20 protein-coding genes are annotated in these 21092 nt (G+C 69.3%); 10 read left to right on the top strand and 10 right to left on the bottom strand.

Annotation, left to right across the window (positions count from 1 at the left end; all coding sequences use genetic code 11):
- Position 1: 1 nt before the first annotated feature.
- Positions 2 to 1333, bottom strand: coding sequence for an LLM class flavin-dependent oxidoreductase (locus WT26_RS03240; RefSeq protein WP_059807662.1), 1332 nt, complete (start codon positions 1331 to 1333; stop codon positions 2 to 4).
- Entirely contained in the window at positions 1330 to 2697 is a 1368-nt protein-coding gene (locus tag WT26_RS03235) for an MmgE/PrpD family protein (RefSeq protein WP_059713056.1), read from the bottom strand. Before WT26_RS03235 ends, WT26_RS03240 begins: the two co-directional genes overlap by 4 nt.
- Before the next feature lie 229 nt (positions 2698 to 2926).
- Here WT26_RS03235 and WT26_RS03230 point away from each other — a divergent pair, with 229 nt between their 5' ends.
- Positions 2927 to 3496 carry a type VI secretion system baseplate subunit TssF gene (locus WT26_RS03230; RefSeq protein WP_059807667.1) on the top strand — a complete coding sequence of 190 codons (570 nt, stop codon included), beginning with the start codon at positions 2927 to 2929 and terminating at the stop codon, positions 3494 to 3496.
- Positions 3497 to 3846: 350 nt separating this feature from the next.
- Positions 3847 to 4629 (top strand): alpha/beta fold hydrolase, encoded by a 783-nt coding sequence (locus WT26_RS03225; protein WP_080405841.1) that lies wholly within the window; start codon positions 3847 to 3849, stop codon positions 4627 to 4629.
- A 57-nt stretch (positions 4630 to 4686) separates the two neighbouring features.
- On the opposite strand, the gene cysC is transcribed toward WT26_RS03225, so the two are convergent.
- The 8 genes from cysC to WT26_RS03185 form a co-directional block, all read right to left on the bottom strand.
- Entirely contained in the window at positions 4687 to 5295 is a 609-nt protein-coding gene (gene cysC, locus WT26_RS03220; protein ID WP_059713063.1) for an adenylyl-sulfate kinase, read from the bottom strand.
- Positions 5296 to 5376: 81 nt separating this feature from the next.
- Positions 5377 to 6819, bottom strand: a complete 1443-nt coding sequence (locus tag WT26_RS03215; protein WP_059713065.1) for an efflux transporter outer membrane subunit — start codon at positions 6817 to 6819, stop codon at positions 5377 to 5379.
- Between the two features lie 94 nt (positions 6820 to 6913).
- Positions 6914 to 8506 (bottom strand): DHA2 family efflux MFS transporter permease subunit, encoded by a 1593-nt coding sequence (locus WT26_RS03210; RefSeq protein ID WP_059807672.1) that lies wholly within the window; start codon positions 8504 to 8506, stop codon positions 6914 to 6916.
- Positions 8507 to 8517: 11 nt separating this feature from the next.
- Positions 8518 to 9621: an HlyD family secretion protein gene (locus tag WT26_RS03205; RefSeq protein ID WP_230461537.1), complete on the bottom strand. Its 1104-nt coding sequence runs from the start codon at positions 9619 to 9621 to the stop codon at positions 8518 to 8520.
- 2 nt (positions 9622 to 9623) lie between these two features.
- Positions 9624 to 10457, bottom strand: coding sequence for a 4'-phosphopantetheinyl transferase family protein (locus WT26_RS03200; protein ID WP_059713071.1), 834 nt, complete (start codon positions 10455 to 10457; stop codon positions 9624 to 9626).
- Positions 10454 to 11317, bottom strand: coding sequence for an ROK family protein (locus WT26_RS03195; RefSeq protein ID WP_059713073.1), 864 nt, complete (start codon positions 11315 to 11317; stop codon positions 10454 to 10456). The genes WT26_RS03200 and WT26_RS03195 overlap by 4 nt, the downstream gene beginning before the upstream one ends.
- Positions 11317 to 12060: an SDR family NAD(P)-dependent oxidoreductase gene (locus WT26_RS03190; protein WP_069269685.1), complete on the bottom strand. Its 744-nt coding sequence runs from the start codon at positions 12058 to 12060 to the stop codon at positions 11317 to 11319. The genes WT26_RS03195 and WT26_RS03190 overlap by 1 nt, the downstream gene beginning before the upstream one ends.
- 48 nt (positions 12061 to 12108) lie before the next feature.
- Positions 12109 to 13068, bottom strand: a complete 960-nt coding sequence (locus tag WT26_RS03185; RefSeq protein ID WP_155123039.1) for a transglutaminase domain-containing protein — start codon at positions 13066 to 13068, stop codon at positions 12109 to 12111.
- Positions 13069 to 13470: 402 nt separating this feature from the next.
- Between WT26_RS03185 and WT26_RS35155 the strand changes: the two genes are divergently transcribed.
- From WT26_RS35155 to WT26_RS03150, 8 genes are all read left to right on the top strand, one after another.
- Positions 13471 to 13734, top strand: a complete 264-nt coding sequence (locus WT26_RS35155; protein WP_080405843.1) for an acyl carrier protein — start codon at positions 13471 to 13473, stop codon at positions 13732 to 13734.
- Between the two features lie 239 nt (positions 13735 to 13973).
- Entirely contained in the window at positions 13974 to 14705 is a 732-nt protein-coding gene (locus WT26_RS03180) for a class I SAM-dependent methyltransferase (RefSeq protein WP_063801057.1), read from the top strand.
- Positions 14699 to 16936 carry a beta-ketoacyl synthase N-terminal-like domain-containing protein gene (locus tag WT26_RS03175; RefSeq protein ID WP_069269683.1) on the top strand — a complete coding sequence of 746 codons (2238 nt, stop codon included), beginning with the start codon at positions 14699 to 14701 and terminating at the stop codon, positions 16934 to 16936. Before WT26_RS03180 ends, WT26_RS03175 begins: the two co-directional genes overlap by 7 nt.
- Positions 16933 to 17946, top strand: a complete 1014-nt coding sequence (locus WT26_RS03170; protein ID WP_059713083.1) for a methyltransferase — start codon at positions 16933 to 16935, stop codon at positions 17944 to 17946. Before WT26_RS03175 ends, WT26_RS03170 begins: the two co-directional genes overlap by 4 nt.
- Before the next feature lie 10 nt (positions 17947 to 17956).
- On the top strand, positions 17957 to 18748 hold the full coding sequence (locus WT26_RS03165; RefSeq protein WP_155123038.1) for a hypothetical protein: 792 nt from the start codon (positions 17957 to 17959) through the stop codon (positions 18746 to 18748).
- Positions 18748 to 19137, top strand: a complete 390-nt coding sequence (locus tag WT26_RS03160) for a VOC family protein (protein WP_059713087.1) — start codon at positions 18748 to 18750, stop codon at positions 19135 to 19137. The genes WT26_RS03165 and WT26_RS03160 overlap by 1 nt, the downstream gene beginning before the upstream one ends.
- A gap of 23 nt (positions 19138 to 19160) precedes the next feature.
- Positions 19161 to 19511, top strand: a complete 351-nt coding sequence (locus tag WT26_RS03155; protein ID WP_060076345.1) for a TfoX/Sxy family protein — start codon at positions 19161 to 19163, stop codon at positions 19509 to 19511.
- Positions 19512 to 19588: 77 nt separating this feature from the next.
- Positions 19589 to 21091: an alkaline phosphatase family protein gene (locus tag WT26_RS03150; protein ID WP_059807684.1), complete on the top strand. Its 1503-nt coding sequence runs from the start codon at positions 19589 to 19591 to the stop codon at positions 21089 to 21091.
- The last annotated feature ends 1 nt before the right edge of the window (position 21092 follow it).

The raw sequence follows: 21092 nt of genomic DNA, 5'->3' as shown, positions 1-21092 counted from the left end.
CTCAGCGTTCCGCGTAGCGGCTCGCCGGGCGCGCGAGCCCGAGATGGTCGCGCAGCGTCGTGCCTTCGTATTCGGTGCGGAACAGGCCGCGCCGCTGCAGTTCCGGCACGACGTGCTCGACGAAATCGTCGAGCCCGCCCGGGAAGTACGGCGGCATGATGTTGAAGCCGTCGGCGGCACCGCCGGTGAACCATTCCTCCAACGCGTCCGCGACCTGTGTCGGCGTGCCCCACACGATCCGGTGCCCGCGCGCGCCGGCGACCAGATAGTAGAGTTCGCGCAGCGTGAGGTTCTCGCGGCGCGCGAGATCGGTCAGCAGCTTCGCGCGGCTCTTCAGTTGATCGGATTCGGGCAGGTCGGGCAGCGGGCCGTCGAGCGGATACTTCGACACGTCGTGGCCGAGACGGTCGGACAGCAGCGTCAGCGCGCCCGACGTATCGGTCCATTGCTGGAGCTGCGCATACTTGTCCTTCGCCTCCTGCTCGGTGCGGCCGATCACCGGGAACACGCCCGGCATCACGGCCAGCGCATCGTCCGCGCGGCCGTAAGCCGCGAGCCGCCCCTTCAGGTCGCGATAGAAGGCCTGCGCTTCCTCGAGCGTCTGCTGCGCGGTGAACACGACTTCCGCGGTGCGCGCGGCGAGATCCTGGCCGGGGCCCGACGAGCCAGCCTGAATCACGACCGGGTGGCCCTGCGGCGGACGCGACGCATTGAGCGGACCCTTGACGTTGAAGAAGCGCCCCGCATGATCGAGCGCATGCACCTTCGCCGGATCGAAGTAGATGCCGCGCGCCTTGTCCCTGACGATCGCGTCGTCGTCCCAGCTGTCCCACAACCCTTTCACGACGTCGACGAATTCGCCGGCCATCTCGTAGCGCTGCGCGTGATCGGGATGGTTGCCGCGCGTGAAGTTCGCGGCGGTGCGGTCGTAAGAGGTCGTCACGACGTTCCATGCGGCACGCCCGCCGCTCAGGTGGTCGAGCGACGCGAACACGCGCGCGATGTGATAAGGCTCGCTGTAGGTCGTCGACGCGGTCGCCGCGAGGCCGATGTGCCGCGTATGCATCGCGAGCGCCGACAGCAGGCTCAGCGGCTCGAAGCGCATCGCCATCGACGGGTGCGCGTCGGGACCGCTCGTCAGACCGTCGGCCAGGAAGACCATGTCGAACTTCGCGCGCTCGGCGGTCTGCACGACGCGGCGCAGCAGGTCGAAGTTCTCGCTGCCGGATTCGGCGTCGGGGTGGCGCCAGCCGGCGACGTGGTGCCCTGCGCCCTGGAGGAACAGTCCGAGGCGCATCTGCCGGCGCGAAGGTGTGCTGCGATCGATGCTCATGATTGAAGCGACGTAAAGGTGTGGAAAAGGCGGGCGAGATCGGCCGTGCTTCGCATCGTGTCGATCAGTTCCGGCACGAACGCGAGCGCGGAATCGTGCGCGGTCGCGTCCGCGAACTTCGCGGCGAGGTCGTCGGCGCCGACGAGGCGTTCGGTGCGCTGCCGCAGCGTGTCGCCGCCGCGCAGCGCGATCTCGACGACCGAGAAGCGCGTCGCGGGATCGGTCGACGCGCGCGGCGCAGCGGCATCGTGGCGCCGCGTCACGCGTGCGGCGAGTGCGATCAGGTCGTCGCGCACCGGCACGTCGGCGAACGTCGCGACGCCGGGCGGGCCGTCCGTCAGCGCGGCGGCCACCGCGTATTCGACGCTGAAGCGCGCTTCGAGGCCGGTTGCCGGCAGGCGGCTCGACAGCGGCGTGTCGCCGCCCGGCGGGAACGTGACCGCGATGCCGTCGATGTCCACCGGCGTGATGCGATGGCGGTCGCGCAGATCGAGCGCGGCCTGCACCGCGTAGTGGGTTGCCGTGCAGCACGGCCAGGGCTTGAAGTACAGGCCGGGCGACACGATCTGCCAGGGCGAGCCCCAGCCGGCCAGTACGCGCGCCGGTTGCGCCGCGCCGCCGCCGAATACCGCGAAGAATCCTTCCGGGCCGTCCAGCGCGCCCGGCGCACCGGCCAACCCGGCCTCGGCGAGTTCGACGGCGAACAGCCCCGCGCGCGCCGCGAGGCCCGCGTGCAGCGGCTTCACCTCGCTGCCGAACTGCAGCCGCAGCCCGGCCGATTGCGTCGCGGCGATGCCGAGCGCGTTTTCGGTGGCCGCCGCATCGAGCCCGAGCAGGCGCGCCGCAGCGGCGGCCGCACCCAGCGTGCCGAGCGTCGCCGTGTTGTGGAAGCCGAGTTCGTAGTGGCGGCTGCCGAGCGCGAGGCCGAGTCGCGCCATCGTCTCGACGCCGACGACGTACGCATCGAGCAGTTCGTGCGCGCTGCGTGCGCGCACCTGCGCGAGCGCAAGCAGCGCCGGCAGCAGCACGGTGCCCGGATGGCCGCGCACGCTGCTGTGCACGTCGTCGTAGTCGAGCGCGTGGCCGGCATAGCCGTTGAGCAGCGCGGCATGCTGCGGCGACGCCGGCGTCGTGCTGCCGATCACGGCCGCGGCACCGGCCGAATCGCGGCCGCACGCCGCCAGCAGCTTGCGGTAGCCGTCGTCGCGTGCACCGGCGAACGCGGCGGCGAGGAAATCGAGCAGGCCGCGCCGCGCGGCGACAATGGCGGACGGATCGCGCGCAGGTTCGGCGCGCGCGATCGCAGCGGCCAGCCCGTGCGTGACGCCGCCGGCCGTACCGTCGGGAATCGAGGGGAATGACATGTCGGCAGTGGGAAAGTCGCGAAATGCCGCAACGCGCGGCCCCTGCGCGGGACCAACCCGGCTCCCGCGCGGGCGTTCGCGGTGCGTTGGATACTAGCGAAGCATCCTTGCACGCCCAACCAAGTATTCGAGCTTTCGATATCGCTGATTCAGCGGTGCTCGAGCGAACGCCGCAAGCGTCATTGCGACACATGCGGGCCGCACGACCTCAAGCCGGCCTATTCACATCGTGCGCGGCGCTCACGCCGGTTCGGTTTCGCGCCGCAGCGCTGGCAGTTCGAGGTTCGCGCTGATCGCCGCTCGGCACGATCTGCGGCTCGACGACGACGTCCCCGAATTCACTCGCGGACTGCTCGATACGCTCCACGGCGCGTTCCTGCGACCATTCCCGTCCTGCGCGATCGCGCAGTTTCACGGGGACCGCGACGCCGAGCAGACCGAACCGCGTGTCGTTGCTCGCGGGACGCAACTGGTGGCACCCATCGCACGGCAGGTGTTCCTTACCGCCGCCGACGTCACGCTGGTGCCGCTGGCTGTCTTGGCCACGCGGTACACGACCTCGGCCGTGGCGCCGATGCACACGCCCCTGCCGCCCGACACCGCCGGCCTCTTGTCTTTCACCCTCGAACTTACGTCGCCATCAGCTACCTTCGCGATCGTGCCAGACGTGTTGCGTTTTCATCTGACCGGTACGCGGGAGGTCGTCGCGGCGCTTGTCGATGGCGTGCTGTTGCACACACATTCATCGTTTGCGAAGGAAAGTTGCACGGGAATCAAGTCGACACTGCGTAACGATTAAATCCGGGAGAAACAAGGCGGCAACAGATATCGTGTTCTGGCTATTTACAGATGTCGCGTTCTTGACCTGGCAAGCTGCTGCCTTCTATGGACGTTCGGGAGCCCGCCATTTATCCAACGGGACTGGTGACACCGACTATTCGAGTACTCAACCGACTCCAGGCGATTCAGGTTTCGATTTGCAATGCAATTCGATATCTGGATTGTGAATCTCGGGTTGAAAATAGCCCCCCATCACCTATGCTTAAATCCGCGTGAAATTCAGGTTTGCCGGAAATGGTGAATCGGAATATCCGTGCAATCGGCACACCTGTTGCTCACTATTTTTGGTCCAATTCTGGAGAGAGAATCATGACTGCAGCGTCGCGCGTTCTAGCTTCCCGAGGTGCGGAAATCGAGGTGAGCGTCCTTCGCGAGCAAGGCGACTATCACATTACCGCCGTTGCGTGCGGCGATTTCGCGGCGCTAGGCCGGCTGTCGCGGCCAGTCAGCCAGATGCAGTTGCGCGGCTACGGCAAGAGCGTCGCGCAGGACCGGCAGGCCGCGCCGGCGTTGAGCGACTACGTCGCCGATCTCGACACCGTCACGGCCACCGGTGCGAACCGGAAAACCGTGCTGTTCGGCTACTCGCACGGCGGCTATTTCACGACGACCTATGCGCTGGCGCACCCCGACCGGGTGGGTGCGTTGATTCTGGTGGAGCCGGCACTCTATACACCGAAGGAAGACCTGCTCGAGCGTGCGCAGAAGGCCCTCGCGGGGGACACGGCGGGCGCGGTCGAGCGCGTTCTCCGATACGTCGATCCGACCGTCGGGCTGGTGCGCGAGCGCGCGACGCCGGTCGTGCAATCGATCGTCACCAACATCAACAGCGGCAACCTGCTGGCCCACGAATTCACGATTCGCGCGGAGAATCCCGTCTCCGACGACAACCTCGCGCAACTGCGGGTGCCGGTGTTGCTGATCGGCGGGACCGACAGCCATGTGAACTTCATGGTCAAGCGCGCGGCGCAAGCGATTCCGTTCGCATCGGTATTCTGGGTGCAGGGTGCAACGCACCTCGACCTGCAGGCCGACAAGTACGCCGACGCGATCTCAGGCGCCGTTGAGGCCTTCCTGAAGGCCGTCGGGTAAGCGGCGAGAGCCTCCTCCGCGCGACCGGCGGGACGGCACCGGTCGCGCGCCGCCGGATCAGCGAAGCGCGCCGAGCACGACGCCGACGATTCGGTCGACGCACGCGTCGAGCGATTCATTGCCAGTGTCGACGCGAACCTCCGGATGCAGCGGCGGCTCGTACGGCGACGAGATCCCCGTAAAGTCCGTGATCAATCCCGCCCGCGCCTTGCGGTAAAGCCCCTTGACGTCGCGCGATTCGCAGACCCGAAGGTCGCAGTCGCAATGTACCTCGACGAAGTCACCCGGTTCGAATAGTGCGCGCACCAGCTCGCGGTCACCCCGAAACGGCGAAATGAAGGCGGACAGGACGATCACGCCGGCATCGACGAACAACCGGGCGACTTCGCCGGCGCGGCGGATGTTTTCCGAGCGGTCATCGGCCGAAAAGCCCAGGTCCTTGCACAAGCCATGGCGGAGGGTGTCGCCGTCCAGTACATAGGTTCGCTTGCCGGCAAGGTGAAGGCGCTGCTCGACTGCGGCTGCCAGCGTCGACTTGCCCGCGCCCGACAGCCCAGTCAGCCAGATCGCGAGCGCCCGATGCGCCTGCTGTCGTTCGCGGTCGCGACGATCGATCGAAGGTGTTTGCCATCCAGTGTTGCGAGCAGAATGCAGCGTTTCCAACATTTGAAGTTTCCCTAAAAGTGTTTCAGGCGAGATTGCGCCTGCGGTATTCCCGATGTCAGGCGCGCGATGTCCTGAGCTGAATCAGCGTGCGCTCGCGTTGGCGGCGGCGGGCGCCGCCGACCACCCGCCGCCCGTCGCCCGGATCACGTCCACGGCCGCCAGCAGGCGCCGGGTGTGGGTCTGCGCCGCAGCGCGATCCGCGGCGAGCTGGCTGCGCTGCGCGTCGACGACGTCGAGGTAGGTGGCGATGCCGCGCTCGTAGCGGGTCAGCGCCACCTGGTAGGCGCGCGAGGCCGACTCCTGCGCGACTTTGCGCGCGTCGGCCTGCAACGCGTGCTGCTCGACGTCGGACAGCGCATCCTCCGTTTCGCGCAGCGCCTCGAGCAGCTTGTTCTGGTGATCGGCGAGCGCTTCCTGGTAGCGCGCCTTCGCCGCCGCGAGGTTCGCGCGATTGCGCCCGCCGTCGAACAGCGGCAGCGTCAGCGCGAGCGGCCCGAGGTTGAACTGGGTGGAATCGCCGCTCGTCAGTTCCCGCAGGTTGCGCGATGCGTAGCCGAAATCGCCGGTCAGTTGCACGCCGGGATAGAACGCGGCCTCCGCCACGCCGACCTGGGCATTCGCGGCGCGCAGGTTCGCGACGCTCGCGCTCAGGTCCGGCCGATGTGCGAGGAGTTGCGCCGGCAGGCCGACCGGGATGCGCGGCGGCGCCGGCAGCGGCGCATTCGCGCTCACGTCGAGCGGCCGCGACGGCGCTTCGCCGATGAGCACCGCCAGCGCATGCTCGAGCGCATCGCGCTGGCGAACCACCTCGTGCAGTTCCGCCTCGGCATTCGCCTCCTCGACGCGCGCGCGCGACAGGTCGAGCTCGTTGGCGAAGCCGGTGCGAAAGCGCGCCGTCACCAGCTCGCGCGTTTCCCTGCGCGTCGCAAGCGCGCTTTCGAGGATGCGTTGCTCGGTTCCCACGCCGCGCCACTGCCAGTAGACGCGGCCGACCTGAGTGGACAGCAGCAGCGCGACGCCGGCGTAGTCGGACTGCGCCGCGCGGAACTGTGCATCGGCCGTTTCGACGACGCGCCTGACCCGGCCCCACAGGTCGATCTCGTAGGTCATCGACAGGCCCGCGGCGATGTTGTTGCCGAGGATCAGCTGGCGGCCGAATACGATCGCCTGCTGCGTGTTGAGGGAACTGCGCATGCGCTGCGCGGACGCATTCGCGTTGATCGCCGGCAACTGCTGGGCGCGGGCGGCGCCCAGCAGCGCCTGGGCCCGAAGCAGCCGCTCGGCGCCGGCTTTCAGGCTCGGGCTGTTGCGAAACGCGCGTGCCTCGAGCGCGTTCAGCGCGGGGTCGCCGAACACGGTCCACCACTCGTCGGGCAGCGACACGGACGTCGCCTCGGACGACGCATGCCGGTAGCGCGCCGGGGTGGTGTCAGCGGGTGCGGCGAAGTCGGGGCCGACCGTCATGCAACCGGACAGCAGGGCGAGCATGGCGGGCCACGCCAGGGAAGTGAGTTGTCTCGACATGAAAATGACTTGGCAAGCGTTGGAGGCACCGGAAGCGCGCGCAGCGGCGGGCCGCTGCCGTGCCTGCCGGGGCCTGTTGTTGGCGGAACAGGCCCTAGCGGGACGTGCCGGATCGGGACGGCGTCTTGTGTGCGTCAGCGAACCAGACGATGCCGATGCAGGCGAACAGCAGCAGGCCCATGATCAGGAAGCAGTCGTTGAACGCCATCACGTAGGCATCGCGGCGCACGCCCGCATCGATCAGGCGCGTCACGCGCTCGTCGGCCAGCGGCCACGGATCGTCGCCGCGCGCCAGCAACGTGCGCGTGAGCTGCCCGATGCGGAGCAGCGTTTCGGGCTGCGCGGGCGAGATCCACTCGACCAGCCGCGACGAGTGGAAGTGTTCGCGCCAGGTCAGCAGCGTCGACAGCACCGCGATGCCGACCGATGCGCCGAGATTGCGCGTCATGCTGAAGAGCGCCGACGCCGAAGCAGTTTCCGCCGGCGCCACGCTCTTCATCGCGAAGTTCGCGATGATCAGCATGATGAAGGGCTGGCCCAGCGCGCGAACGATCTGCGACATCATCAGCTGGTCGTATCCCGTGGTGGCGTCCATGGTCGTGTTCATCAGGCAGGACACGCCGAACAGCAGGAAGCCGAACGCGCACAAGAGGCGGTTGTCGACGCGGCTCGCGAGCGCGGTGACGATCGGCATCACGAGCAGTTGCGGCAGACCGGCCCACATGATCACCTCGCCGATCTGCATCGGCGTGTAGCCGGCGATCCGGCTGAGAAACATCGGGATCAGGAACGACGAGCCATATAGCGCGACGCCGGACACGGCCGACAGGATCGCGGCGACCAGGAAATTGCGCCGGCCGTAGAGGCCGAGATCGACGAACGGTTCGCGGCGGACGTGGTCGTTCACGATCCACGCCAGCACCCCGGCGAAGGCCAGTGCCGCGCAACCGGTGATCAGCGGCGAGTCGAACCAGTCCTTGAGGTTGCCTTCCTCGAGGAACACCGTCAGCGCGCCGAGGCCGACGGCCATGCAGCCGATGCCGGTCCAGTCGGCGTGCCGGAGCAGCCCGGGCCGCGGCTCGCCCGGTTCGAGCCCGTAGACGATGCCGGCGACGAGCAGCAGGCCGGGAAGCCAGTTGACGTAGAAGATCGACTGCCACCCGTAGCTTTCGCTCAGGTACGCGCCGAACGTGATGCCGAGCACCGGCGCGAGCGTGCCGGTCAGCCCGAACATGCCCATGCCGGCCGCGCGGCGTGTCGGCGGCAGCCGCGTCATCAGGAGCGTCATGGCCATCGGAATCATGCCGCCGCCCGTGAACCCCTGAAGCGTGCGCAGCACGATCATGCTCTCCAGGTTCCAGGCGAGGCCGCACAGGCTGGACGTCACCAGGAAAGCGACGGCCGTGCCGATCAGGTAGTTGCGCACGCCGAACACGCGGCCGAGCAGGCCGGTGAGCGGGATCACGATGATCTCGGCCACGAGATACGACGTCGAGATCCACGAGCCCTCTTCCGGGGTCGCGGACAGCGCGCCGAGGATGTCCTTGAGCGACGCGTTGGTGATCTGGATGTCGAGAATCGCGATGAACGCGCCCATCATGCTCGCCAGGACCGCGATCCAGGTTCGCGCGTCGACGTGCTCCGGCGATGCTTGCGTGCCGCGCACGCCTGTGGAAACCGTGTTCATGGCCGTCCGTGTCAGCGTGCGTCGGCGAGCCGTACCGGCCCGGATCGATCGACGCGCACCTCGACCCGCGCGGACATGCCCGGCACGAGACGCCCCTTCAGCGCCGCCACGTCGGCCGGCGCCAGCGCGATCTTCACGGGTATCCGCTGCACGATGCGCGTGAAGTTGCCGGTCGCGTTGTCCGGCGGAAGCATCGAGAACTGCGCGCCGGAGGCCGGCGAGAAGCTGTCCAGCGTGCCGACCAGCGGACGGTCCTTCAGCGCGTCGACGATGACCGCGACCCGCTGCCCGGGATTCAGGCGCGCCAGTTGCGTTTCCTTGAAGTTCGCGGTCACCCAGACCTTGTCCTCCACCACCGCCGCCATGTGCTGGCCCGCCTGCATCGCGATGCCGACCTCGACGATCCGCTTGCCGACCCGCCCGGCCGCCGGCGCCCGCACCGTGTGGTATTCGAGGAATTGCCGCGCGTCCTTGAGCTGGGTCTGCAGCACGCGGATCTGCGCCTCGTCGACGTCCCGGGTGGCGGCGACCGAATCGACCTGCGCGGCGGCGGCCTCGACGGCCTTGCGGCGTGCGTCGACATCCGCGGCGGCACTGGCCTGGGTGGCCACGGCCGCGTCCAGCTCGGACCTGGCGACGGCCTTCATCTGTTCGCCGTACAGCTGGCGATAGCGTTCGGCGTCCTGGTTGGCGCGCCGCAATTGCGCCTCGGCCTGCTTCAGCTGCGCGCCGGCGCCGCCGACCTGCGCGCGCATCTGGACGACCTGCGCATCGTCGCGCAGCACCTGTTGCGTCGCGCTGTGGATCTGCGCCTCGATCTGCTCGATCCTGGTGCGCTGATCGGTCGGGTCCAGCTCGGCGATCGGATCGCCCTCGCGCACGAACTGGTTGTCGGTCACGAATACGCGCGACACGACGCCGTTGATGCGCGGCGACACGATATGCACGTGGCCCGTCACATAGGCATTGTCGGTCTCGACGTAATGCGCGCCGCGCCACGCCATGCGCGCGGCAACGCCGAGCGCGACGAGCACCAGCGCGCCGGCCAGCCAGACGACGCGGTGGCTGCGCCGCGCCGCCGCGGCTGGATTCGGACGATCCTGTACGACAGACATCTTCATTCTCCGATGGTGAGTGGCGATGCGCGGTCACCCGACCGGGCATCGCCATATGTGAAACGATCGTCTTGCGGGGCTGCGGCGAGCACGGCCAACGTGCCCACGTACGCGAGCGCCGGCGGCTCGTCGAGCACGAGGAAATGGCAGGCGCGCGCGGGCGGCGCCGCGCCGTCGTCCAGCAATGCGAATGCGCGCGCGTCGGCGCCGACGCGCAGCCGGAAGCTGTCGAGGCGTCGCCTCAGGCCCTCGCCGGTCGCCTTCAGGTAGGCCTCCTTGGCGGTCCAGAGTCGTGCGAACGCGCGCGGATCGCGCGGCGTGCCGCCGCGTTTCGCCAGCGCGGCCGCCTCGAACGCGTACAGCCGCCATGCGAGCCTGTCGTAGGCGGCGCCGTCCGGCGCCTCGAGATCGAACCCCACCGGGCACTCGCCGAGCGCCACGCCCCCGAACGGCCCGCTGTGGGACAGATTGAAATGCAGCCGCGGATGATCCGGCAGCACCGGCTTGCCGTGCGCGTCCGCCGCGATGACGAGCGAGCGCGAAGCGACGCCGAGCCACTCGGCCAGCAGCACGCGCAGCGCCGCGTGGTGCCGCGCGTACGCAGCCTGCCGCTCGAGCGGCAGGCGCCGCATCCGTTCACGCTCGCGCGCATCGAGCAGCGCCGCGCAACCGCGATCGTCCCAGTCGCCGTGCACGACGGACCACACGCGGCATTCGACGGACGCCTGCGGCGCATCCGCGCGTAACCTGCGCGCCGGCACGTCGCGCCACAGCCCGCATGCATGCAGATGCTGCGTATCGGTTCGCCAGCCGGACGCGTGGGCAACCGGGCTCATGCCGCGCGCCAGTGCCGGCAGGCGGCCCGTTGCTCGGCGTCCGGCGCGGCGGCCAGCGCCAGCGCACCCTGCAACGGCGCGTCGCCGCCGTACGGCGACAGCCGGATCTCGGGCATCGCGAGCGGTCGCTTGAGGAAGGTCGCGCCGAGCGCGCGCGCGACGGCGTCGGGCAGCGCGGGAAAGCGATGCACGAGCCCGCCGCTCAGCGTGATGCAGGTGCTGTGGAACAGCTCGACGAGATTGGCGCTGCATGCGGCGAGCGCGTCGGCCGCGCCGTCGAGCCAGCGCGCCGCGGCGACATCGGCCGGGTGCCGCTCGGCGAGGCGCTCGAACGCGCGGCCGGATGCGTAGGCCTGCAGGCAGCCGTGCCGACCGCAACTGCACGGTGCGCCATGCGGATGCACGAGCAGATGGCCGAGCTCGCGGTCGCGCAGCACGCTGCCGTCGACGCAGATCCCGCCGCCGACGCCGGTGCCGAGCGAGAAATGAACCAGGTTGCGCGCGCCGAGCGTCCACGCGTCGGCAAGCGTCGCCGCCGTGCCGTCATCGCACCACACGATCCGCTCGCGCGCGAACGGCGCGAGCGTCGCGACGACCGGCGCGCCCTCCCACGCGGGACGATTCGGCCAGCGCTCGACCCGGCCGTCGCGGTCCAGGTTCGGGGCGCTGGCAATCGCGATCGTGGCGGGCCGGCCATGGACGGCGCATTGCCGCTCGAGATACGCGGCAAGCGCCGCCAGCACCTCGTCCGGCGCGGGATGCGTGTCCAGCCCGACGCGGTGCTCGAACAGCGTGTGCGAGCCGTCGCGCGCGGCCAGCGCGATCTTGCTGCCGCCGATGTCGATGCCGAGCCGCACCATCAGAAGCGCGCCGCGCCGTCGACCGGCACCACCGCGCCGCTGACGTAGGACGCCTCGTCGGACGCAAGAAACACGACGGCGGCCGCCACTTCGCGCGCGTTGCCGAGCCGGCGCAGGCCGATCTGCTCCTTCACGCGCGCCTCGTCCTGCTCGGTGTAGTGCGACTGGCCGGCGCTCGACAACGCGCCGGGCGCGACGACGTTCACCGTGATCCCGTGGCCGCCGGCTTCCTGCGCGAGCGAGCGCGCATAGGCGTGCAGCGCCGCCTTCGACGCCGCGTACACGCCCTGCCCGGCCAGCCCGCGCTCGCCGGCCGTCGAGCCGATCATCACGATGCGGCCGCTGCGCTGCCGGAACATCGGGCGCAGCACGCCGCGGCACATCTGGGCGACCGCCTTGAAGTTCAGGTCGAGCAGGCGATCGCAGTCGTCTTGCCCGGTCAGCAACGCCGATTTGCGCAACGTGGCGCCGGCCGCGTAGACGAGCACGTCGATCCGGCCATGCGATTTCAGTATCTCGCCGATGGTGGCCGTGACGTCGTCGGCGCGCGTGACGTCGAGCCGGACCGAATGGATTCGCGTCGCGACCGCTGCGTCCGCGCGTGCCGCGTCGAGCCCTTCGGGGTGCGTGAAATGGCAGGCGACGACCGTCGCGCCCTGCGCGGCGAGCGCGCTGCAGATCTGTGCGCCGAGGTAACCCGAGGCGCCGGTGACGAGGCAGATTTTTCCGTGGAGATCGAACATGTGTCTATCCGAAGTTGACGTGCCGGTATCGCGACGGGGCGCGACCCGTCAGGCGCCGATGGACGGGGCGCCCGCCGGCGCATGCAGCGGCGACGGCGCTTCGTCGCCGGCCGGCCGGGGCGTGCCGAATGCGGTCGGCAGCGAGACCGCCAGCGCCTGGCCGTCCATGATCACGAGCGGCTGGCTCACATACGGCTCGTCGACGTAGCGATCAAGCACCGGCGCGCCGTGCGCGTCGTAGCGGTCGATCACGCACAGCCGGTGCAGCACCGCGCCGTTGCTCCGATGCGCGGGCCACGCGGCGGGATCGAGCCGGCATGCGGCATGCAGCATGTCCAGCAGCAGCGGGTCGAACGCGACCCATTCGCCGTCGATGCGGAACTCGGTCCAGTAGTGCCCGGTCGAGAACGGCGCGGCCAGCAGCAGTCCGAAGCATTGCCGAGCGTCGAGGCCCTGCTCGTGGGCCTGCTGCAGCATGCGCTTCGACGCGCCGCCGCATTCGCAGACGCGATGCTGCTCGATGAAGCCGACGTCCCACCGGCACGCTTCCGGCAACATGAAGAAGCGATAGCCGGCCCACGCATCCAGCAGCGCCTTCACCGGGCCCTCCGCGTAACGGGCGTGCTCCGCGATCGGCACGTGCAGCACCTCGAGCGGATCGGCCGTCGCGCTGTCCGCGCCGATCGGAAGGACCTTCACGGTGGCGGCATCGATCCGGTGGCTCGCCGCCAGCTGCAGCGCTCGCGCCCACGTCCGCATCGCCAGACGCTGGATCGACGGCAGCCCGAGGTGCAGCGCAAGGTTCGACAGATCGAACGGGTCGTAGCGGCGCGCGCCCTCGGCGCCCGCGCACGGCAGGCCGCGCCGCGTCAGGTCGTCGAGCATCGCGGGAGGCGTGCCGTAGTGGCGCGCGGCAGTGTCGGCGTCCGTGTCGAAGCGCCGCACGCTTGCCGGAATCGCCGTGATCAGGCCGAGCAATTCCTGAGTAAGGTCAGTGGTATTTCGCATAGCAGTCTTGCCGGCACGGCGGCAGTCGATCGTTCTAAAGGTGGATCCGTCAGGCAGACGACGCTTGAAAGAGACGTCCGTTCGCGCGAACGGGGCGTGCCCGATCGCTATGTTGCATCTTTCGCTGCATTTTATTTGATTGTTTCTTTGATTTAAAAAGTCAGCACGGATTCGTCTTGTATTTACTATTCCGCCGATACGGGATTGCAAATTCTGGTTGCGAATAATAACAGCGCATGAATATAATTCACAGGCACATCAATGAAATTCGTGATGAACCGGTGAAATCCAGGATGACGGAGAATTAATCCTGTCCTGATCCGCCATATATATAGACAAATGACTGAGAGAACCGTCCGCGTCCGGCTGGACGACGGACGCGTGCTTGCCTGAGGAGGGATAATGGCCGAGAGCCTTGATTTGCAGCTTCGTGGGCTGTATATACGCGCGCTGCGACTGCATTGCCGGGCGGAGACCTTGCCGCCCGATGGGCTTCTTGCCGCCCTGTCCATCGATTCCGTCTCGATGCTGGAAATCAGCATCGGCGTCGAGGCGAAATACGGCATCGAAATAGACCCGGACGATCTGTCCGCGAATCTGCTGGATTCGTTCGAGGTGCTCGCGCGATATATCACGGATAAGCAAGCCGCCTCGACGATCGGCTAGGCGCGCGATCGCGCGTCCGGCGAAATAATCGACGATTACCTGTTCAATTCCGGTTCATTCGGAATTGCGATGCCGCTCGCCCATTTAAATTGAATCTGCCCATTTGAAGCGGCAACCGATTCCCGCACACTCGATCCAGCCGGTCATTTACAAAAATGGCATCGATCCCGGATTCGGCTGGCTTCGGCAATCGGTTGCGCAATTCGACTCGTTGGTCTCCTCTCTAAACTGGAATGCTCATGTCGACAACCCTCGATCATCGCGACACGCACTGGAAGGATCTGGCTGGCTCCTATGACGCCATCATGGCCAAGGTGCCGCAGATGCACGATCTGTTCGCGGAAATCGTGCGCCACCTCCCGGTCGATGCCGGCCGCATCCTCGATCTCGGCGCGGGCACGGGCAACCTGCTGAAGGCGGCCGCGACGGCCAGGCCCGACGCGCAACTGATCGCGCTCGACCCGGCCGAGCCGATGCTCGACATGCTGCGGACGAAATTCGACGGCCAACAGGACGTCGCGTGCATCGTCGGCTCGGCGCACGCGATCGACCTGCCGGACGGCTCCGTCGACGCAGTGGTGTCCAACTATGCGCTGCACCACCTGACCCACGACGAGAAGCGGATCTGCGCGCGTGAAGTGATGCGCGTGCTGCGACCGGGCGGCAAGTTCATCTATGGCGACCAGCACTGCCGGACGATGGGGGGGCCTGACGATCCCGCGTGGGTCGCGGACATGTTCTCGCTGCTGTCGGACAAGGCGATGCACTACCTGCGCACCGCGGGACTGGCGCGGATGCTGCTGCAGATCGAATTGATGCCGAAGTTTCTGCGCGCCGACGGCGAGATGCCGGTGCCGGTCGACTACTGGCTCGAATGCCTCGACGCGGCGGGCTTCCCGCCGGCCACCGTGGTCAAGATGGCGCCGGCTGAATTGCTGAACTGCGTGATCGTGGCGGTCAAGCCATGCTGAGTGCGCGAAACGCAAGCGAGGCGGCGGGCGTCGCCGTGCTGGGCGCCGGCGTGGTCAACCCGGTCGCCGCGACGCTGGAGGGCTTCTCCGACGCCCTGTCGAACGCGCGCGCGCGCGTCGGCGTGCTCGACGGCATGCCGATTCCCCGCGGCAAGGCGCTCGCGGGCCTCGTGAGCGACGCAGCCTTCGACGGGCCGGAGAAGGCGTTCCGGATGGCGCACGCGGCGATGGCGCAGGCGATCGACGCGAGCGGGCTCGACCTGTCCGCGCTCGACGACGTCGGCGTGATCCTCGCGACGATGGGCGGCGAAAGCCATGCGGCCGAGCAGTGCTACGCGACGCTCGACACGTCGTCGGCCATCGACGACGCGGCGCGCGCGGCGCTCGGCGCCTATCCGAACGGCGTGCTCCTGCAGCGCCTGTGCGCGAGCTTCGGCGTGCTCGGGCCGCGCTTCGTGATCAGCAACGCATGCGCGTCCGGCAACATCGCGATCGGTCTCGCGCTGGATTTCCTGCGGGCCGGCAAGTGCAAGGCGATGATCGTGGTCGGCGTCGAAGTCATCAAGCCCAGCATGATCTGGGGCGCGGAGCGCGCCGGCTTCGTCGGCACCCGGCTTGCGCCTTTTCATCCCGATCGCGACGGCGCAATCCTCGGTGAAGGCGCCGCCGCACTGGTGCTGGCCGAGCCGTCGCTGGCCGGCCATGCGCCCGCGCTCGGCTGGGTCGACGGCTTCGGCAGCGTGTGCGACCGCGGCGCGGCGCCGATCACGCTGGCCGAAGACGGCTCCGGCCTGTATCGCGCGATGCAGCTCGCGCTCGACGACGCCATGCGCGGCCGCGAGCAGCTCGACTATGTGAACGCGCACGCGCCCGGCACCCGCATGATCGACGCGATCGAATGCGGCGCGATCGCGCGACTGCGCGGCATCGGCGAGCCGGTGCTCGTCAATTCGACCAAATCGATCACCACGCATCTCGCGGGCGCCGCCGCGATCACCGAAGTCATCGCCACGCTCGTGCAGATGCGCGACGGCTTCGTGCACGGCAACGCCGGCCTCGATCGCCACGACGACGCGCTGGCCTTGCGCCCCGTCGGCACGGCGAGCGTGCGCCACGCGTTCGCGTTCGGCCTGTCGAACGCGTGCGGCGGCGGCGGCTTGAATACGAGCGTCGCGCTGTCGTCGGCCGCAAACGGGCAGCCGCGCCGCCACGCATTCGCGCCGCGCGCGGACGCGCTGCTCGTGATCACGGGCAGCGGCGCGATCGCGGCCGACGGGTTTTGCTGGCGGCCGGTGGGCGAAGACGGCCCGCGCCCGGCCGCGCGGCTCGGCGAGTTTGACATCTATCGCCACTACCCGGTCGAATCCAACTACCACTACATGAACCGCGCGGCCCAGCTTGCCGCCGCGTCGAGCGCCGACGCGCTGCGCCGCGCCGGCATCGCGCCGGACGCGCTGCCCTGCCCGGACGATCGCTTCGCGGCGATCTTCGGGAGCTGCGTCGGCGGTTCCCCGGAAGCCAGCCGCGTGATGTGCGACGGCTTGCGGACGAATCCGGCGGCCATCACGCCGAGCATGTCGCTGGACCACGGCATCCACCTCGGCGCCGCGCTCGTGTGCCGGCATTTCGGTCTGACCGGCACGACCTATACGCTGACGGGCTCGCGTCGCTCGGGGCTTCAAGCGCTCGAAGTCGCGGCGTTGTCGATTCGGGCCGAGCGGGCCGACGCGGCGCTGGTCGCCGGCTACGACGCATGGGATCCGCTCGAAGCGGCGCTCGTGCCTCATCTGCCCGGGCGGGCTGAACCGGCCGACGCGGCCGGTTCGCTGGTGTTGGAAACCGCCGAGCGGGCCGAGGCGCGTGGCGCGCGGGCGCTGGCGCGCCTGCTCGACGTGCGCACGCTGAGCGGTCGCGACGCGGCCGACGGCGCGCGTCCGGCGCTTGCCGAACGGCTCGGCCACCATCTCGCGCAATACACGCCGGACCGTGTCTATCTCGCGGCGCACGAGGCCGGCCGCTACCTGCCGCTGCTCACGCGCGCGCTGGATGTCTGCGGCCACGCGCCGGCCTGCCTGACGCTCGGTGACGGCTTGCCGGACCCGCGCGCCGCGCTGTCGATGCTGGCGATCGACGACGCAATCGCGCGCGGCGCGACGTCGGCGATCGTCGCGCCCGGCGCGGACGGCACCGTGCTCGTCGCGATCGTCGCCGCCACGGAGAACGCGCAATGAGCGCCGTCGAGCATCGGATCGACGCCCATGCGGCCTTGCGCGCGCCGTCGGGCAATCCCGCCATGTTCTGGGCGATGGCCTACAAGATCAGCGACATCCTGATGACGCTGACGGAGACCGGCGCACTGGCGCGGCTGCAACAGGCGCCGGCCACGGCGGAGGCGCTCGCGGCGGCGAGCGGCTGGCGCGCCGCGCCGCTCGCGCGGTTTCTCGAACTGCTGGCGACGGTCGGCGTGCTCGAGCGCAGCGGCGCCGCGTATTCGCTGCCGTCCGCGACGCGTGCCGTGCTGCCGGTCGTGGCGATGGAATCGCGGTTGCGCCGGTGGCATGCCGACCACGGCTCGCTGCGCGCCGCGCTCGAGACCGGCGTGGCCGAGCGCCCGCTCGAACAGATCGACGACGCGGCGTTCCTGACCTGCTATCAGCAGGCGATGGCGGCCTCCGCGCGCGCCCTCGCGCTGCACGTCTACCGCTACGCGGCGATGCCGGCCCATGGCGCCATCCTCGATATCGGCGGCGCGGACGGCGCGCTCGCCGGCGAGCTGGCGGCGCTGCTGCCGCACACCCGCTATTGCGTCGTGGACCGCCCCCCGGTCGCGGCCCATTTCGATGCGCGCGTCGCCGGCATGGCCGATCGCGAACGCTTTCGCTTCGTCGCGGACGACATCACCCAGCCGCAGGCGCTGGGCACCGAAATCGCCGCGGCCGACGCCGCCATCGTGTCGAACGTGCTGCACCTGCTGAGCGACCGCGAGATCGACGCGCTGCTGGACGCGCTGCGCGGCGGGCTGCGCAGCGGCGCGCGGCTCGTCGTCTACGACCAGTTTCTCGATCCCGCCTGCTTCAGCGCCGCTGACCTGATGACCGTCGACTGGGCCTGCGTCGGCGCCGAGTTCGCGCTGACCGACCGCGACATGTGCGAACGGCTCGCGCGGCACGGCTTCGCCGCCGTCGCGAGCCGGCGGTTCCCGCTCGTTCCCGGCGCGCTGGTCTGCGCGTCGGCGCCATGAGGTGCGCCATATGCACGAACCGATGACGACGGCAGGCGCACCGCACGACGCCGATCCCGCCGGATGCGAGGACGTGACGCTGCTGCCGCTCGCGATCACCCAAGTCGACGCGACTTACGGCTGCGCGGCCGGGTTGACGCCAGACGGCCGGTGGCTGAGGCCCGAACCCGTGTACCTGGCCGACGTGGCCGGCGACGCGCCGCGCTACGCGTACGGTCGCCCCGTGCATTGCCGGCTGGCGCCGTCCCGCGGCGCGGACCGGCGCCCGGAGGATCGCGAGCGCGTCGCATGGCTGCCCGCGGCGCAGGCCGTCGGCGACTGGGGCGCGTCCCGGCTGGAGGCCTGGCTGTCGTCGCACTGCGACGCGAGCGTCGCGGCCGCGTTCGCCGGCGCGCGCAGCGCCGCCCTGATCGAGGCCACGCCGGAGCGTATCGAGCTGCTGCGCACGACGCGCCAGCGGCATCTCGTGAAGCTCGCGTTCCGCGACGCGGCCGGCGAATCGCACGCGTGGATCGTGCCCGATCTCGCCTTTGCGCAAGCCGTGACGGCGATCCTGCGCGATGCGCCCGACAGCGCCGCGCGCGCGGACCGGCTCGTCGAGTGTCTGGGCGCGACGCGCATGTTCCTCGCGATCGTCCTGACCAAGCCGCTCGGTCATGGGCGCGGCGTGATCCGGGGATGCCAGCCGCTCGTGAGCGGCGTACACACGTTCCCCCCGTACCGGGACGGCTTCGCCGCCCTGTCCGGAGAAAGCGCGGCGCCCGCCGCTTTTGAAAACCGTTCCACACCCGAGGTGAAGTGATGCAGCTTGGCTATGTAATCGTCTATACGAACGATGTGTTGCAAACGGTGGCGTTCTACGAGCAGGCTTTCGGCCTGACGCGCCGCTTCGTGCATGACAGCAATCAGTATGCCGAAATGGAAACCGGCGACACGACGCTCGCGTTCGTCTGCGACGAGCTCGCGGCGACCAGCGTGCCCGTGCAGTACCGCAAGAACCTGGCCGGCGAAATGCCTGCCGGCATCGAGGTGGTGCTGGTCAGCCGCGAGATCGAGGCGGCCTACGCGCACGCGGTCGCCAACGGCGCCACGCCGGTCAAGGCGCCGATCGAGAAGCCCTGGGGGCAAAAGGTCGGCTATGTGCTCGACAACAACGGTGTGCTGGTCGAGCTGGCGACGCCGTTGCGCTGATCGCCCGACGCGAGGCACTCGCCATGCACCACGATCCCGGGCAACTGCAGGCGCCGGTGATGCTGGCCGCCCCTGATCCGAACGCGATCAGCTTCCGGCCGATGTTCGGCGGCGTGATGGCGTATGCGAACGGCAAGCCGTTCGCGTCGCTGTCCAACGTCGGCCTCGCGATCAAGCTCGATCCGGTGCACTACGCCGCGCTGCTGCAAGAGCGCGGCGCGCGGCCGCTGCGGTACGAGCCGGCCAGCCCGCCGAGCCGCCAGTACGTGCTGGTGCCCGACGCGATGCTGGACGACACCGCACGCCTGAGTGTGTGGCTCGCGCACTCGATCCGGTTTGCCGGCCAGCCCGGCAAGCCGTCCCGGAAACGATGACGCTCCGGCCGCCGCGCGCGGCGCCGGACACCTCAAACCTTCACCATGGAAGCGCGGCACGCGCCGCGCCACAGTCGATGACGACATCGAATGCGCTCAAGCTGCTGGTACTCGGTATCGACGGCGCGTCGGCAACGGTCCTGGACGATCTGATCGCGCGGGACCGGTTGCCGAATTTCAAGGCGTTGCGTGCGCGTGCCGCATCGGGCGTGCTGCAGTCGACCTTTCCGCCGCATACTGCGCCGGGCTGGGCGTCGATGTTTACCGGCGTCGAGCCGGGCGAGCACGGCATCTACCAATTCTGGTCGACCCAGGCCGGCGATTACTCGGCGCGCGGCATGAACGTCGCCGACTATGGCCGCGAACCGGTATGGCGCACGCTGGAGCGCCACGGCTACCGCGTCGGCGTCTACAACGTGCCGATGACGCATCCGCCCGCGCCGCTGCGCGACGGCTACATGGTGAGCTGGCCGCTGTCGAAGACGCTGCGCTATACGGAGCCGCCGGAGCTGATGAGCGAGCTGGCCGCCGCGGGCCTGCACTACCACTCGGACATCGTGACGATGTACCGCGGCCAGGACGACTACGTCGAACGTGCGCGCCGCTTCATCGACGACCGCGCGCGCACCTGCCTGCACTTGCAGCAGCACCGCCCCGTCGACGCGCTGTTCGTGGTCTTTACCGAGATCGACCGCGTGAGCCACTACTACTGGGGCGAGGACGCACACCCCGGCCCCGACGTGGAGCGCATCTACGCCGACGTCGACCGCGCGCTGGGCACGCTGCTCGAACTGGTGGACGACGACACGCTGTTCGTGGTGGCGTCGGACCACGGCTTCGGCCGCTGCGATGCCGATTTCAACGTGCACGAGCTGCTGGAGCAGCACGGCCTGCTGGCAACCGAATTCGCACCAGCGGGCGCCGGCGGGCAACTGGCGAACGACGACGCGACGCAGCGCGCGTGGTTCGACTCGCCGGTCCATTACCGTCGCACCGTCGCGTGGGCGCAGACCCGCTTCTACATGCCGACGCCCGGCTGCTTCGGCCTGAACGCGAACCTCAAGGGCCGTGACGCGCACGGCACGCTCGATGCCGACACGCTGCCGGACGCCGAGCGCGCGCTGGCCGACGCGCTCGCAACCGTCGTCGACGCGCACGGCCAGCCCTGGTTCCGGCTGGAAAAGCGCGAGCACGTGTATCGCGGCGCGCGGCTGGCGGACGCGCCCGACTACCTGCTGATTCCGCGCGACTTCAGCGTGATGCCGACGCCGAACCTGACCGGGGCGATCTGGAGCGAGCCCGCGCAGCGCGGCGTGCACCGGCCGGACGGCATCGTGTTCGTCGCCGGCCCGGCGTTTCCGCGCGGCGCGGCGCTGTTCGCCCGCATCGAGGACATCTACCCGACCATCCTCGCCCATCTCGGCCTGCCGGTGCCCGATCGTCTCGACGGCCACTGGCTGGTCGAGCCCGGCGGCGATGTCGCCCGCGAGGCGGCGCAGCAGCACGCCGGCGGCCGGCGCATGACCGACGCCGAATCGGCGTTCATGGACAGCCAGCTGCAACAGATCGGCTATTTCTGAC

It is taken from the genome of Burkholderia cepacia (assembly GCF_001718835.1).
Lineage (GTDB): Bacteria > Pseudomonadota > Gammaproteobacteria > Burkholderiales > Burkholderiaceae > Burkholderia > Burkholderia cepacia_F.
This window is presented reverse-complemented; position numbering and strand designations above follow the sequence as displayed.

Coding starts and splice junctions, on each gene's coding strand:
- WT26_RS03235 (WP_059713056.1), bottom strand. CDS start 2,697: ATGTCATTCCCCTCGATTCCCGACGGTACGGCCGGCGGCGTCACGCAC.
- WT26_RS03155 (WP_060076345.1), top strand. CDS start 19,161: ATGCACCACGATCCCGGGCAACTGCAGGCGCCGGTGATGCTGGCCGCC.
- WT26_RS03240 (WP_059807662.1), bottom strand. CDS start 1,333: ATGAGCATCGATCGCAGCACACCTTCGCGCCGGCAGATGCGCCTCGGA.
- WT26_RS03185 (WP_155123039.1), bottom strand. CDS start 13,068: ATGCGAAATACCACTGACCTTACTCAGGAATTGCTCGGCCTGATCACG.
- WT26_RS03170 (WP_059713083.1), top strand. CDS start 16,933: ATGAGCGCCGTCGAGCATCGGATCGACGCCCATGCGGCCTTGCGCGCG.
- WT26_RS03190 (WP_069269685.1), bottom strand. CDS start 12,060: ATGTTCGATCTCCACGGAAAAATCTGCCTCGTCACCGGCGCCTCGGGT.
- WT26_RS03180 (WP_063801057.1), top strand. CDS start 13,974: ATGTCGACAACCCTCGATCATCGCGACACGCACTGGAAGGATCTGGCT.
- WT26_RS03205 (WP_230461537.1), bottom strand. CDS start 9,621: ATGTCTGTCGTACAGGATCGTCCGAATCCAGCCGCGGCGGCGCGGCGC.
- WT26_RS03165 (WP_155123038.1), top strand. CDS start 17,957: ATGCACGAACCGATGACGACGGCAGGCGCACCGCACGACGCCGATCCC.
- WT26_RS03210 (WP_059807672.1), bottom strand. CDS start 8,506: ATGAACACGGTTTCCACAGGCGTGCGCGGCACGCAAGCATCGCCGGAG.
- WT26_RS03225 (WP_080405841.1), top strand. CDS start 3,847: ATGACTGCAGCGTCGCGCGTTCTAGCTTCCCGAGGTGCGGAAATCGAG.
- WT26_RS03150 (WP_059807684.1), top strand. CDS start 19,589: ATGACGACATCGAATGCGCTCAAGCTGCTGGTACTCGGTATCGACGGC.
- WT26_RS03200 (WP_059713071.1), bottom strand. CDS start 10,457: ATGAGCCCGGTTGCCCACGCGTCCGGCTGGCGAACCGATACGCAGCAT.
- WT26_RS03215 (WP_059713065.1), bottom strand. CDS start 6,819: ATGTCGAGACAACTCACTTCCCTGGCGTGGCCCGCCATGCTCGCCCTG.
- WT26_RS03195 (WP_059713073.1), bottom strand. CDS start 11,317: ATGGTGCGGCTCGGCATCGACATCGGCGGCAGCAAGATCGCGCTGGCC.
- cysC (WP_059713063.1), bottom strand. CDS start 5,295: ATGTTGGAAACGCTGCATTCTGCTCGCAACACTGGATGGCAAACACCT.
- WT26_RS35155 (WP_080405843.1), top strand. CDS start 13,471: ATGGCCGAGAGCCTTGATTTGCAGCTTCGTGGGCTGTATATACGCGCG.
- WT26_RS03175 (WP_069269683.1), top strand. CDS start 14,699: ATGCTGAGTGCGCGAAACGCAAGCGAGGCGGCGGGCGTCGCCGTGCTG.
- WT26_RS03160 (WP_059713087.1), top strand. CDS start 18,748: ATGCAGCTTGGCTATGTAATCGTCTATACGAACGATGTGTTGCAAACG.